Annotated in this window: 10 protein-coding genes; 3 read left to right on the plus strand and 7 right to left on the minus strand. The window is 71.3% G+C overall.

What is annotated here, in order from left to right; translation table 11 throughout:
• Positions 1-40: 40 nt before the first annotated feature.
• From ACWIF2_RS37305 to ACWIF2_RS37325, 5 genes are all read right to left on the minus strand, one after another.
• Positions 41-880, minus strand: coding sequence for a carbohydrate ABC transporter permease (locus ACWIF2_RS37305; protein WP_454365677.1), 840 nt, complete (start codon positions 878-880; stop codon positions 41-43).
• Positions 877-2,238 carry an ABC transporter permease subunit gene (locus tag ACWIF2_RS37310; protein ID WP_454365679.1) on the minus strand — a complete coding sequence of 454 codons (1,362 nt, stop codon included), beginning with the start codon at positions 2,236-2,238 and terminating at the stop codon, positions 877-879. Before ACWIF2_RS37310 ends, ACWIF2_RS37305 begins: the two co-directional genes overlap by 4 nt.
• A 6-nt stretch (positions 2,239-2,244) precedes the next feature.
• Positions 2,245-3,570, minus strand: a complete 1,326-nt coding sequence (locus tag ACWIF2_RS37315) for an ABC transporter substrate-binding protein (RefSeq protein ID WP_454365681.1) — start codon at positions 3,568-3,570, stop codon at positions 2,245-2,247.
• 37 nt (positions 3,571-3,607) lie between these two features.
• A complete protein-coding gene (locus tag ACWIF2_RS37320; RefSeq protein WP_454365683.1) occupies positions 3,608-5,266 on the minus strand; it encodes a glycoside hydrolase family 13 protein in 1,659 nt (552 codons plus the stop codon).
• Positions 5,267-5,417: 151 nt separating this feature from the next.
• Positions 5,418-6,689 (minus strand): ABC transporter substrate-binding protein, encoded by a 1,272-nt coding sequence (locus ACWIF2_RS37325; RefSeq protein WP_454365685.1) that lies wholly within the window; start codon positions 6,687-6,689, stop codon positions 5,418-5,420.
• Between the two features lie 121 nt (positions 6,690-6,810).
• On the opposite strand from ACWIF2_RS37325, the gene ACWIF2_RS37330 reads away from it, so the two are divergent.
• The 3 genes from ACWIF2_RS37330 to ACWIF2_RS37340 all read left to right on the plus strand — a co-directional run bounded on the left by ACWIF2_RS37330 (position 6,811) and on the right by ACWIF2_RS37340 (position 10,592).
• Positions 6,811-7,326, plus strand: coding sequence for a PadR family transcriptional regulator (locus ACWIF2_RS37330; protein ID WP_184596865.1), 516 nt, complete (start codon positions 6,811-6,813; stop codon positions 7,324-7,326).
• Positions 7,323-8,078: an ABC transporter ATP-binding protein gene (locus tag ACWIF2_RS37335; RefSeq protein ID WP_382498767.1), complete on the plus strand. Its 756-nt coding sequence runs from the start codon at positions 7,323-7,325 to the stop codon at positions 8,076-8,078. Before ACWIF2_RS37330 ends, ACWIF2_RS37335 begins: the two co-directional genes overlap by 4 nt.
• Before the next feature lie 87 nt (positions 8,079-8,165).
• On the plus strand, positions 8,166-10,592 hold the full coding sequence (locus ACWIF2_RS37340; protein WP_454365687.1) for an FtsX-like permease family protein: 2,427 nt from the start codon (positions 8,166-8,168) through the stop codon (positions 10,590-10,592).
• Between the two features lie 314 nt (positions 10,593-10,906).
• On the opposite strand, the gene pgi is transcribed toward ACWIF2_RS37340, so the two are convergent.
• Both pgi and ACWIF2_RS37350 read right to left on the minus strand, forming a co-directional pair.
• Positions 10,907-12,559, minus strand: a complete 1,653-nt coding sequence (gene pgi, locus ACWIF2_RS37345) for a glucose-6-phosphate isomerase (protein WP_454365689.1) — start codon at positions 12,557-12,559, stop codon at positions 10,907-10,909.
• A 69-nt stretch (positions 12,560-12,628) separates the two neighbouring features.
• Positions 12,629-13,900, minus strand: a complete 1,272-nt coding sequence (locus ACWIF2_RS37350) for an MFS transporter (protein ID WP_454365691.1) — start codon at positions 13,898-13,900, stop codon at positions 12,629-12,631.
• Positions 13,901-13,995 lie beyond the last annotated feature (95 nt).

Below are 13,995 nucleotides of genomic sequence, written 5' to 3' on the forward strand. Positions count from 1 at the left end.
GTCCAGGGGGCGGAGCCCCCTGGACATGCATCGGCAGCGGCTACTTGACCGACCCTGCCATGACACCTTGCACGAAGTGCTTCTGGAACGCGAAGAACACGATCACCGGAACCACCAGCGACACGAACGCCCCCGGCGCCAGCACATCGATGTTGCTGCCGAACTGCCGGATCTGAGACTGGAGTTCCACGGTCAACGGCTGCGACGCGCTGTCCGCGAACAGCAGCGCCACCAGCATGTCGTTCCACACCCACAGGAACTGGAAGATGGCCAGGGAGGCGATCGCCGGCCGTCCCACGGGCAGCACGAGCCGCGTGAAGATGCGCCACTCACTGCCCCCGTCCATGCGCGCGGCCTCCAGCATCTCCTTCGGTATCTCGGAGAAGTAGTTCCGCAGCAGGAACACCGCGAACGGCAGGCCGTAGGCGACGTGGAAGAGCACGACACCCGGGATCGTCCCGAACAGCCCCAGCTGCCCGAAGAGTTTCGCGACCGGCAGCAGGCCGATCTGCACGGGCACCACCAGCAACGCGACCACGACCAGGAAGATCGTCTCCCGCCCGGGGAAGTCCAGCCATGCGAAGGCATAGCCCGCCAGTGCCGCGATGACGACGACGAGCACCGTCGTCGGCACCGAGATCAGCACCGTGTTCCAGAACGCCGTCGTGATGCCGGCGTTCCCCAGCAGCTCCGAGTAGTTGTCGAGGGACAGCTGCCCGGGGCTGGTGAACACCGTCCACCAGCCGCCCTTCGCGGTGTCCTCGGCGGACCGCATCGAGGACAGGAACAGCCCGGCCAGGGGCGTCATCCACACCAGGCCCACCACCACGAGGAAGGCCTGGACGACCCCGTTGCCCAACCCGCGCCGAACCGCGTTCATCGCTGACTCCTTCGGAAGCGGCGGACGTTGAACACCATGGCCGGGACCACCAGCAGCAGGAGCAGCACACCGAGCGCGCTGCCGAGCCCCTGGTTGTTGCCGCCGCCGAACGACACCAGCCACATCTGCGTCGCGAGCACGGTCGCGTCCTCCTGCACCGGCCCGGGCGCGATGATGTAGACGAGGTCGAACACCTTCATCACGTTGATCACCAGGGTGATGAAGACGACCGTCAGGACGGGCGCCAGCAACGGCACCGTGATCCGCCGGAAGATCTGCCACTCGTTCGCGCCGTCCATCCGGGCCGCCTCCAGCGTGTCCCGCGGCAGCGTCGCGAGGCCGGCGCCGATCAGCACCATGGAGAAGCCGGTCCAGATCCACAGGTACGCGCCGATGATCGCCGGTGTGACCAGCGCAGGGCCGAGCCAGGAGACGCCCTCGTAGGGCGGGGCGAAGTTGGACGACGGCAACTGCACCGCGTAGGAGCCGGGTTCGAGTCCCTCGAAGCGGAAGGAGCCGTCGGACGCGGTGGTGGCCGTGGCGACCGGCTTGCCGTCGCGCACTGCCTCGACCTTCATCTCCGGCAGTCCGCTCTCCTTCCGGTCGACCTTGCCCTGTTCCCCTCCCCCGCCGGGCGTGAAGTCCAGGTAGACCACGCCGCGCACCTCGTCGGGGGCGGCCTTCTGTCCCGCCGCCTCGTACGCGGGCTTGGTGCCGCCCGGCAGGTCGTCGGGCAGCACGCCGACCAGAGGGAGCGACACCGCGTTGCCCGGCGACACGCTCTGGCTCGTGCGGTACGACCCGTCCTTCTCCTTCGTCAGCCCCTGCCCGTCACGCCCCCGGGCCGTCGGGTAGGACGAGGAGCCCTCGAACGCGTCGTGGACGGAGACGACCGCCGCGTTGAGGACGCCCTTGTCGGGATCCTCGTCGTAGGCCAGCCGGAAGATGATGCCGGCGGCGAGGAAGGAGACCGCCATCGGCATGAAGAGGAGCAGCTTGAAGGCCGTGGCCCAGCGGACCTTCTCCACCAGCACGGCCAGGATCAGCCCGAGGCCGGTCAGCAGGGCCGGTGCGACGACGACCCAGATGGCCGTGTTGCGCACGGCGTTGAGGGTCGCCGGGTCGCTGAACATCTCGGCGTAGTTGTCGCCGCCGACGAACGTCGTCCCGGAGGCGTCGAAGAAGCTGCGGCCGATGCTGAACAGCACGGGGTAGACGACGAGCGCGCCGAGCAGCAGCAGCGCGGGCAGCACGAACAGCAGGGCGATGACCTTGCCGCGCCGGCGCAGTCGCCGCGTCCGGTCGGCGATCGCGCCGGGCGGCGGGGGACTCGTCTCTTTCACGAGGGTCGCTGTCATCGTGTATCAGTCCTGGTAGGCCTTGGCCGCCGCGGCCTCCAGCTTCGCCGCGGTGCCCTTCGGGTCGGACGGGTCGCGCAGGAAGTCCTGGAGGAGCTTCCACTCGCCGGTGCCCTTCGTGCCGCCGAAGGCCGCCGGGGCCTGGTCGGACATGTCGAAGCGGACCGAGTCCCCGGCCTGGACGAGGGACTCGGCGGTGGCACGGGTGACGTCGTCGCCGTACTTGGCGGGGTCGAGCTCCTTGTTCGGGGAGAGGAAGCCGCCCGCCTCGGCCCACACCGCCGCCGCCTCCGGCGTGGCCAGATACTCCGTGAGAGCCTGCGCGGCCTTCTGGTTCTTGCCGTCCTTCAGGACGGCGGCCGCGTCACCGCCGCTGACGACCGGCGCCTCACCGCCGCCGACCGCGGGGAACGGGAAGAAGTTGGCGTCCTTCCCGACGGTCTTGCCGAACTGGTCCTTGGCGACGCCGGCGACGAAGTCGCCCTCGTAGACCATGCCGGCCTCGGGCTCCGGCCCGAAGACCTTCTCCACGGAGCCGGGGAAGTCGGTGTTCAGGGCGCCCTTCTGGCCGCCCGCGATGAGCTGCTTGTCCTTGAAGAGCTTGCCGAGCATGGTGAGGGCGTCGACGACCGAGGTGTCCGTCCACTTCAGCTTGTGGGCGGCGAGGGCGTCGTACTTCTCGGGTCCGGCCTGGGAGAGGTAGACGTTCTCGAACCAGTCGGTGAGGGTCCAGCCGTCCTGTCCGGCGACGGAGAACGCGGCGAGCCCGGAGTCGGACACGGTCTGCCCGGCCTTCAGCATCTCGTCGTACGACTTCGGCGGCTTCACACCGGCCTGGGCGAGGGCGTCGGGGCTGTACCAGACGGTCGACTTGTGGGCGGCCTTGAAGTACAGGCCGTAGAGGGTGCCGTCGACGCTGCCGTAGTCCTTCCACACGGGGGCGTACCCCGCGTCCACGGACTGCTCGGTCTTCTTCGACAGCGGCTTCAGCCAGCCCTTGGCGGCGAACTGCTTGAGCACGCCGACCTGCGGGACCATCACGACGTCGGGGGCGTTGCCGCCCTCGATCTTGCTGCCGACGACGGTGGAGACGTTGTCGCCGGTGGACGTGAACTGCGTCTTGGCGCCGGTCTTCTCGGTGAAGGCGTCCAGCACCTTCTGGAAGTTCTTCTGCTCGGTTCCGGACCAGACGCCGGCCACGGTGACCGTCTGGCCGCTGAGCGCCTTGTCGCCGCCGCCGGCCGCGACGGGGCCGCCGCCGCAGGCGGTCGCGCCGAGCGCGAGAGTGAGCGCGGTGCAGCTGGTCAGCAGGGTGGTACGTCGTCGCATCATCGTTGATGTCCCTTCGGGGAGTTGACTTGCGGGGAGTTCAGGAACTGATCCACCAGGCGGCCGTGGAGCCGGGCAGTACCCCGGCGGGGCAGGGGCCGCTGGCCAGCAGTGGGGTGCCGGAGACCGGCGCGGGTGTGGGGGCCGTGCCGAAGTTGACGGCGCACACCAGGTCGTCGCCGCGGGAGAAGGCCAGGACGCCGGGCGGGGCGTCCAGCCAGCGCAGCGTGCCCTCGCCCAACTGGGGCAGGGTTCCGCGCAGTTGGAGGCCGTCGCGGTACAGGTGCCAGAAGGAGCGAGTGTCGGCGAGGGCGCGGTCGGTGGCGTACTCGGCGAAGTACTCCGGCTGCGGCAGCCACGGCTTGGCGCTCTCCGCGCCGGGGGTGAAGCCGAAGGGCGAGGCCTGCCCCGACCAGGGCAGCGGCACCCGGCAGCCGTCACGGATCCGGGCCCGGCTGCCGGTGCGGTGGAAGATCGGGTCGGTGAGCACGTCGTCGGGCAGGTCCACGACCTCGGGCAGGCCGAGCTCCTCGCCCTGGTAGATGTAGGCGGCGCCGGGCAGTGCCAGCATCAGCAGGGCGGCGGCGCGGGCGCGGGCGGCGCCGAGTCCGCTGCCCTCGGTGGCCGGTTCGCCGTAGCGGGTGACGGTGCGGACCTGGTCGTGGTTGTTGAGGACCCAGGTGACGGTCGAGCCGGTCCCGGCGATGTCCTGCATGGCCTCCGAGATCACCTTCTGGAAGGCGTCGGGGTCCCAGGGGGCGCTGAGCAGGTCGAAGAAGAAGGCCTGGTGGAGCTCGTCCGGGCGGACGTACCGGGCGTGCTCGCGGGCGGTCGGGACGGAGACCTCGCCGACGAGGAGGCGCTCGCAGTCGTCCCGCTCGGTGTACTCCTCGCATATGGAGCGCCAGCGCCGCCACACCTCGTGCACCTCGGGCTGGTTCCAGGCGAGCGGGTTGACCGAGTCGCGGGTGCGGGCGTCGGCCTCCGGGTCGTCGGAGTCGGGCAGCTCGGGGTGCTTGTAGAGGCCCGCGGCGACGTCGATGCGGAAACCGTCGACGCCCCGGTCCAGCCAGAAGCGCAGCACCCGGTCGAACTCGGCGGCGACCTCCGGGTCGCGCCAGTTCCAGTCGGGCTGCTCGGGCGTGAACATGTGCAGGTACCACTGGCCGGGCCGCCCGTCCGCCTCGGTCACCCGGCTCCACGCCGGGCCGCCGAACATCGCGTGCCAGTTGTTGGGCGGCTCGTCACCGTCCGGTCCGCGGCCGTCGGCGAAGTGGAAGCGGGCGCGGGCCTCGCTGCCGGGAGCCGCGGCGAGAGCCTCGCGAAACCAGGGGTGCTCGCTGGAGCAGTGGTTCGGGACGATGTCGAGCAGCACCTTGACGCCGAGCCGTCGCGCGGCGCCCACCAGCAGGTCGAACTCGGCGAGGTCGCCGAAGAGCGGGTCGACGTCGCAGTAGTCGGCCACGTCGTAGCCGTGGTCGTGCTGCGGCGAGGGATAGAAGGGGCTCAGCCAGATCCCGTCGACGCCGAGCTTCTTCAGGTACGGCAGCCCGGCCCGGACGCCGGCGAGATCGCCGACACCGTCGCCGGTGCTGTCGAGGAAGCTGCGGACGTAGACCTGATAGATCACTGCGTCACGCCACCAGTGGTGCCTGTTCAACCCATCGACCTGTCTCTGAGGAGGGCAGCGGTTATGCATGCATGTTAAGTAGGCGTGTCGAGAGGGTGTCAATGAAAAGGCGCAAGCTACTGAGGAGTTGATGTGGTGCGAATACGCACCAATCGGGCATTTCTCAGCCAGATGAGATGTCTGCGTTACCTAACAAGTAAGTAGAAGCGCTGGGGAGCGCTCAGCCGCGCGAGATGACGTCGAGCTCCCGCGCCAGACGGCGCACCGCCGCCGTCGGTGTCTCGTGCCCGGCCATCGCGTCGTGCACGACCGCCTGGACGACCAGGCTGACCTGGTCGTAGCGCGGGCTCTTGGGGCGCGGCGCGGCCGCGAGCACGCTCTCGCGCAGGGTCGGCAGATAGGGGAACCTGCGGATGAGCTGCGGGTCCTTGTAGAGATCGGCCCGTACGGGCGGCAGCGCGCCACGGGTGAGGACCTGGCGCTGGACGCCCTCACTGGTGAGGTACGCGAGCAGACGGGCGGCCGAGTCGGGATGCCGGGCGTGTGTGCTGACGGCCAGGTTGGAGCCGCCGAGGACACTCGTCCCCGGGCCGTCCCGTCCGGGCAGCGGCACGGCGCCGATCTTCCCGGCGACCCGGGAGCCCGGGGCGGAGGCGCTTACGTACGCGTACGGCCAGTTCCGCAGGAAGAGCAGCCGGCCGTCCTGGAAGGCCTGCTTGGACTCCTCTTCCTTGTAGGTCAGCGCCTCTTTCGGGATCCAGCCCTCCTGCACTCCGCGCGCCAGGAACCCGATGCCCTCGCGGGCCGCCGCCGAGTCGACGGTGACGCGCTCGCCCTCGTCGCCGAGGATCGAGCCGCCAGCCGAGTAGACGGCCTCGGCCGCGTTGACGGTGAGGCCCTCGTACGGCAGGAACTGCCCGGCGTAGCCGTCGAGGCCGTGCTTCGGGGCGATGGTCTTCGCGTACCGCTCCAGCTCCGCCCAGGTGCGCGGCGGGGCGACGCCCTCCTCGGCGAGGACGTCCTTGCGGTAGAGGAGCAGGCCGGCGTTGGTGACGTACGGGACGGCGTAGAGCTGTCCGTCGTAGGTCGCCGTGTCCACGACCGGCGGGAGGAAGGTCTTCAGCGGGAAGCGGTCGCGGGGCAGCGGCCTGATCCAGCCCGCGGCGGCGAACTCCGAGGTCCAGTTGACGTCGATGTTGAGCACGTCGAACCGGCTGCGGTCGCCGTCGCGCAGATCGGTGGCCATCTGCGCCTGGGTCTCGTCGGCCGAGTCGGGCAGCTCGACGAGGGTCACTCTCTCGCCCGGGTGCGTGCGGTTCCAGCCCTCCAGCAGGGGGCCGAGATAGCCGGTGAGGTCTCCGGCGGTGGCCAGGGTGAGCGGTCCACGACCCCTCTCCGGCGGCTCCCCCGCCTGCGCTCCGGCGGCGACATAACCGGTCAGGACCACGGCGAGAACGAGAAGGCCCCTACCCGCGGCATGGATCCACCGCATAGGTTCCTCCCTGTACACCGGCGACGGGCTCCCTTGCCCGGAATCAGAGGCCATGTATACCTGTTAGGTATGGGCGATACTAGGGTCTGGAGCACATTGACCGGACAGGAGGACTGCACGCGTGCGCCTGCACCTCCTGGCACTCCTCGCCCGCGGCCCCGCCCATGGCTACGAGCTCAAGCAGGACCTTGAGCAACTGCTGGGCTCCGCGTACCCTCAGCCGAATGTCGGCCAGATCTATGTGACCCTCGGCCGCCTCGAGAAGTCGGGACTGATCGAGGGCGAGGACGTGGCGCAGTCCAGCCGGCCCAATAAAAAGGTCTACCACCTCACCGACGCCGGGCGGGAGGCGCTGCGCGCCTGGTTCGAGGAGCCCGAGGACGAGCCGCGGGTACGGGACGACTTCTTCATGAAACTGGCGCTCGCTCCGCAGACCGGGCTCGCCGACCAGATCTCCCTGATCAACCACCAGCGGCGCCAGTATCTGAACACCATGCGGCAGCTGTCGAAGCTGGCCGCCGCCGAAGACCGCGACAACCGCATCGCGCATCTGCTGATAGAGGGTGCGATGCTGCACTTGCAGGCCGATCTCGACTGGCTGGAGCGGTGCCAGGAAGAGCTGGAGGAGCTGGAGTGAGCGACGACCGTCCCGCTCCTGTGCTGCGCGCCGAGGGGCTGGTGAAGACCCACCACGGCGAGGGCGCGCCCGCCCATGCCGTGCGCGGGGTCGACCTGTGCGTACGGCAGGGCGAGTTCGTGGCGATCACCGGCCCGTCCGGCGCCGGCAAGTCGACACTGCTGCATCTGCTCGGCGGGCTCCAGCGGCCGGACGCGGGCCACCTCTGGCTCGACGGCGAGTCCACCGACACCTACAGCGAGGCCCGCTGGGCGGTGGAGCGCAGGAAGCGGATCGGGATCGTCTTCCAGTTCTTCAACCTCGTGTCGAACCTGTCCGTCGCCGACAACGTGGAGCTGCCCGCCCTGCTCGCCGGAAGCTCGCCGAAGCAGGCGCGCACCGAGCGCGAGCAGCTGCTGGCCGAGCTGGGCCTGACGGGCAAGGAGCGCAGCATGCCGGGCGAGCTGTCCGGCGGTGAGCAGCAGCGGGTCGCCCTGGCCCGGGCCCTGGTCAACCATCCCCCGCTGCTGCTGGCCGACGAACCGGCCGGCAGCCTCGACAGCAAGGGCACCCGCGAGGTGATGCGGCTGCTGTCCCGCTTCCACCAGCGCGGCCAGACGATCCTGCTGGTCACCCATGACGCGCGGCTGGCGAGCGCCGCGGACCGGGTGATCAGCTTCTTCGACGGCCGGATCGCCGACGACGCGGAACTCGACGGCGGCACACCCCCGCGCCGGTCCGGCATCTCCGGTGTGCTGGAACTCAAGGACTGACATGCGGGTGTACGACGACTGCGCCACGAGTGGGCCGAGGGGCCGGGTGCCCGGCCGCCCGGCGTCCGGGCCGAGAGGCTGAGGCCCGTGCGAGCCACCCTGCGCTGGGCACACTCCGATCTGCGCACACACCGCGGCGAGGCGCTGTTCCTCGTCCTCGCCACCGCGGGCATCGTCGCCTCACTGCTGCTGGCCACGGCCCTGTTCGGGTACGCGACCAATCCCTGGCAGCGCGTCTTCACGCAGTCGCACGGCGCGCATGTGTGGCTGCACACCGACGCCGCCGCCGACACCGGGAAACTGGCCGGCCTGGACGGCGTCGACTCCGTCGCCGGGCCCTATCCCACCGCCGACACCACCGTCTCCTCACGGGGCAGCCGCGCCGCCGTGGAACTGCGCGGCACCCCGGAACGACCCTCCGTCGGCCGCCCGCCGATCGTCTCCGGCCACTGGCTCGACCCCGCGACGCCGAACGGCGTGGTCCTGGAGAGCCGCCTGGCCCGCGCCCTGCTGGCCGAGCCCGGCGACACCATCGGCGTGCCCGGCACCGCCCGCGAGCTGACCGTCGTGGGGGTCGCCGACAGTGCCGAGCCGCGCTACCGGCCCGGTGAGCAGCCGGGCCTGGTGTGGGCACTGCCGTCGGCCGTGCCGGATCCCGGCGGCCAGGCGATCGGGCTGCGGCTGACGGACCCGGGCGACACGTCCTACATCGTGCAGCGTGCCGTGACCGTGCTGGGGGCCGGGGCGATCGGCGAGGTGTCCACCTGGCAGCAGGCCCGCGCCGAGGCCCAGGGCGACAACCGGCTCCTCGGCCAGGTGCTGGGCCTGTTCGGGCTGGGCGCGCTGATCGCCGCCGGGCTCGCCGTGCACGGCGCGATCAGTACCCGTATCCGGGGCCACCTGCGCGATCTCTCCGTCCTGAAGGCGATCGGCTTCACCCCGGGCCAGGTGGTCCGCGTCTTCCTGCTCCAGCACCTCGCCTACGCCCTGCTGGGCGCCGTCGCCGCCGCAGCGCTCGCCGAGGCCCTGGGCAGCCGGATCCCCGGCCGGCTCGGGGACGCGGTCGGTGTGTGGCAGGGCCTTCCCGGGCACACCGTGGCGCTCGTCGTGGTCCCGGTGGGCGCGGTGCTGTTCATCGGCGCGACCACCGGCCTGGCCGCGTGGCGGGCGGGACAGGTGCCGCCGGTGCCGGTGCCGAGGCCCACGGCCCCGCTGGGCGGGCGTCTGTCCGGGGTGACGAACCGGAGCCGCGGGGTTCGGTCCGCCGACCGCGGAAGGCCGACCGCTGCCGCTTCGCCGGGCGGGCGGCCGGCGAGCGGCGTGCGCCGCCTCCTCAGGCTCCCGCCCGCGGCTCCACGGACCGGACAGCTCTCCGGCGCGGCCCGCCGGGCGCTCGGCCTGCGGATTCCGCCCGCGCTGGTGCTGGGCTGGCACAAGGCGTTCACCCGCCGCCCCCGCTCCCTCGCCACGGTCGCCCGCCTCACCCTGCCGCTGCTGCTGATCGTCGTGGCCATGAGCGCGTGGACCACCATCGACCGCTTCCACAGCGAGCCGGAGCAGATCGGCCTGCCCACCACGCTCAGCGTCCGCGCCGACAGCGGTCTGGGCGAACGGCAGACCCGCGCCCTCCTGGAGCGCGATCCGCAGGTCGCCGCCGCCTACCCCGGCGTCGAAACGGCCGCCCTGGTCCCGGGCCAGACGGCGACCATCGCCCTGCGCGGCCTCGGCACGCAGCAGGATCCCTACCCCTACACCCTCGCCGAGGGCCGAGCCGCCCGCGGCGCCGACGAGGCGGTGGCCGGGCAGGGGCTGCTCGACCTGCTGGACGTGCGCGTCGGCGACTGGGTCCGCATGACCGTCGGCGACCAGCCGCAGATCCTGCACATCGTGGGCCGCAGCATCGAGCCGGAGAACGCCGGCCGGGTCATCTCCACGTCCCTCGACACCCTCCGCGCGAACGACCCCGGGCTCCGCCCGACCCTCTACGAGCTGCGCCTCGACCCCGGCGCCGACCCGGGGGAGGTCGCGGACCGGCTCGCCACGGCCGGGCGCGGCCATCTGGACGTGCACACCGTGGCCAACCCCGCCGACGGGCTCTCCCCGTTGCGGGCCGTCGTCGCCGGGCTGATCGCCGTGCTCGCCCTCATCGGGCTCATCGAACTGCTGACCGCGATCGGCGGCGCCGTCCGCGAGGGCGAACGGGACCTGCTGGCGCTGAAGGCCATCGGCCTTTCCCCCCGCCAGATCACGGCGATCACGGTCACGGCCATCGGCTGCACGGCCCTGGCTGCCGTGCTCGCCGCCACCGCCCTGGGCCTGCCGCTCGCCCACTGGCTGATCGACGCCCAGGGCAGATCGAGCGGGATCGGCGCGGGGATCGCGCAGGGCCCGTCGGCCCTCCTCATGCTGCTGCTGGGGGCGGCGGCGGTGCTCTGTGCGGCCGCCCTGGCCGCCCTGCCCGCGGCCCGCGCGGCACGCCGCCGGCTCGCGGACACGCTGAGCGCGGTCGCCTGACCCCGTGGTCTGCTGCGGAACACCGTCACGCCGACTCCGATGATCACGGCGGGGTGCGCCGACCCGTTCACCGTCTGGACCAGCCCCAGCAGGGCGGCCACGCATGCGACGAACAGCACCAGCAGTTTGAGGGAGTTGAGCAGCGGCACCCGCAACTGCCGTACGGTGCCGCCGCGCCGCCAAGGGAAGAGCATCGCCCCGACCGTGCGCTCCCCGGAGCACTCGCCTTGATGATCGCCGGGGAGTCGACGAGAAGCGGACGGCGCGCCGCCGCCCGCCGTCCCGCCCGGCCCGGCTCCCCGCCGGGCTCGCCGTCACTGCCGGCCGCGCAGCTCCCGGTACGTGGCGACCAGGGCCTCGGTGGACGCGTCCAGGCCCTCGACCTCGGCGCCCTCGGTCAGCGCGGGCTCGACGCGCTTGGCGAGGACCTTGCCGAGCTCGACGCCCCACTGGTCGAAGGAGTCGATGTTCCACACCGCGCCCTGCACGAACACCTTGTGCTCGTAGAGGGCGACCAGCTGGCCGAGGACCGACGGCGTCAGCTCGGGCGCCAGGATCGTGGTCGTCGGGTGGTTGCCCCGGAACGTCTTGTGCGGCACCAGCTCCTCCGGCACGCCCTCGGCCCGCACCTCCTGCGGCGTCTTGCCGAAGGCGAGCGCCTGCGTCTGGGCGAAGAAGTTGGCCATCAGCAGATCGTGCTGCGCCTTGAGTTCCTCGCTCAGCTCGGCGACCGGCCGTGCGAAGCCGATGAAGTCCGCCGGGATCAGCTTCGTGCCCTGGTGGATGAGCTGGTAGTAGGCGTGCTGCCCGTTGGTGCCGGGCGTGCCCCACACCACCGGCCCCGTCTGCCACTGGACGGGACGGCCCTCGCGGTCCACCGACTTGCCGTTGGACTCCATGTCGAGCTGCTGGAGGTAGGCGGTGAACTTCGACAGATAGTGGCTGTAGGGCAGCACCGCGTGCGACTGCGCGTCATGGAAGTTGCCGTACCAGATGCCCAGCAGGCCCAGCAGCAGCGGCACATTGGATTCGGCGGGCGCGGTCCGGAAGTGCTCGTCGACGATCCGGAACCCCTCGAGCATCTCCCGGAAGCGGTCCGGCCCGATGGCGATCATCAGCGACAGACCGATCGCGGAGTCATACGAGTAGCGGCCGCCGACCCAGTCCCAGAACTCGAACATGTTGGCCGTGTCGATGCCGAACCCGGCGACCTTCTCGGCGTTCGTCGACAGGGCGACGAAGTGCTTGGCGACGGCGGCCTCGTCACCGAGCGCGGCCAGCAGCCAGCTTCGGGCGGACGTGGCGTTGGTGACCGTCTCGATGGTGGTGAAGGTCTTGGAGGCGACGACGAACAGCGTCTCCGCCGGGTCCAGGTCCCTGACCGCCTCGTGCAGGTCGGCACCGTCCACGTTCGACACGAAACGGAACGTCATCGAGCGGTCCGTGTAGGCGCGCAGCACCTCGTACGCCATCGCGGGGCCCAGGTCGGAGCCGCCGATGCCGATGTTGACGACATTACGGATGCGCTTGCCGGTGTGCCCGGTCCACTCCCCGGAGCGCACCCGGTCGGCGAAGCCGGCCATCCTGTCGAGCACGGTGTGCACACCCGGCACCACGTTCTCGCCGTCGACCTCGACGACCGCGTCCCGAGGCGCCCGCAGCGCGGTGTGCAGCACGGACCGGGCCTCGGTGGTGTTGATCTTCTCCCCGCGGAACATGGCGTCCCGGAGCCCGAAGACATCGGTGGTGGCGGCCAGTTCCCGCAGCAGTCGCAGGGTCAGGTCGGTGACGAGGTGCTTGGAGTAGTCGACGTACAGGTCACCGACCCGGAGGGCGTACGCGGTGCCGCGGCCGGGCTCGGCGGCGAACAGCTCGCGCAGCCGGACCTCGCCCAGCTCCTCGCGGTGCTTGGCCAGTGCCGTCCACTCGGGCGTCTGGTTGAGCCTGGTACGGCCGTCTGCGTTCATCTCGGACTTCAGCCTTCTTTCCTGTCCTGCCTGCGTACCTTGCCCCGCTGCCGGACCCAACCTAATTGATCAGCGCGTGGCATCGGTGGTCGTGGCACCGTCGTCCGGTTCAACAACAGATACGTTCGCGTTGAGCGTGGGTATCAGCGCGATGACGGCCAGGAGGAAGAAGGCGGCGGTGAGCAAGGGCGGGGTGTTCGGCCCCCAGGCGGTGGCGACGGCTCCGCCCAGCAGGGCGCCGACGGGTACTCCGGCGAAGGCCAGGGTGCGGAAGGCGGAGCTGACCCGGCCCAACAGCTCGGCGGGGCTGCGCTCCTGCATCAGGGTCGTCGTGTTGACGTTCCACACCATCCCCATGAACCCGAAGACGACCAGCATCCCCACCAGCACGGCCAGGCTGCGCACGGTGCCCATGACGACGAGGGCCGCGGTCTGCACCGATCCGGCGAGCAGCACCGCCCGCAGCCGGCCGAGCCGCGCCACCAGCCGGCCGTTCACCACTCCCCCGGCCAGGCTGCCCAGAGTGAAGGCGGTGCCCGCCGCCGCGTAGCCCGCGGGGCCCGCCTCCAGCCAGTCGGTGACGAGGACCACCAGCAGGGCGAGGAGGGTGCCCATGCCGATGTTGCACAGGGCCGAGGCGGCGCACAGGCTGCGCAGGGCGCGGTCGCGCCACAGGGTGCGCAGCCCCTCGGCGATCTCGCTGCGCAGGGTGCTGCCCGCCGGTCTCGGCTCGCGGTCGGTCTCGGCCGCGGCCGGCAGTGTGGCGATCAGCGCGGCGGCCACCAGGAAGGTCACCGCGTCGGCCGCGAAGGGCACGGCGGCCCCCGCCGCCAGCAGCAGCGGTACGACGGGTCCGCCCAGCAGGCCGCCCGCGATGCGCTGGCCGGTCATCAGCCGGGCGTTGGCGCTGCCCAGCGCGTCCCGGTCGACCAGGGCGGGCAGCAACGCGGTCGCGGCGTTGTCGAAGAGGGTCTGGAGGGTGGTGAGTGCCACGGCCAGCACGATGAGCAGGCCGATCGAGGCGTGACCGAGCGCGACGGCCACGGCGAAGGCGGCGACCAGCAGGCCCCGTAACGCGTCCGCCATCCACATGGCGCGCCGCTGGTCCACGCGGTCGGCGACCGCCCCGCCCAGCAGTCCGAAGACGATCCAGGGCAGATAGCCGCAGGCCGTGACGGAGGCGATGAGCAGCGGCTCGTCCGTCACTGTGACGGCCAGCAGGGGCAGCGCGGCCGTACGCAGCGCGTCGCCGAAGCTGGACAGCACGGCAGCGCTCCACAGCCGTCCGAAACCCCCGCGCCACGCGGGCGCGCGCACGCTCCCCACCTCGACCGTCGCCACTGTTCCCCCCTACGGTTCGCCCGATGAACAAACCGTAGAGGGCACCACTGACAACGGGTCCGCGAGCGGGCTCGGCGGGCCTCGGAAACCAGCTC

Source organism: Streptomyces sp. NPDC055506, from assembly GCF_053643595.1.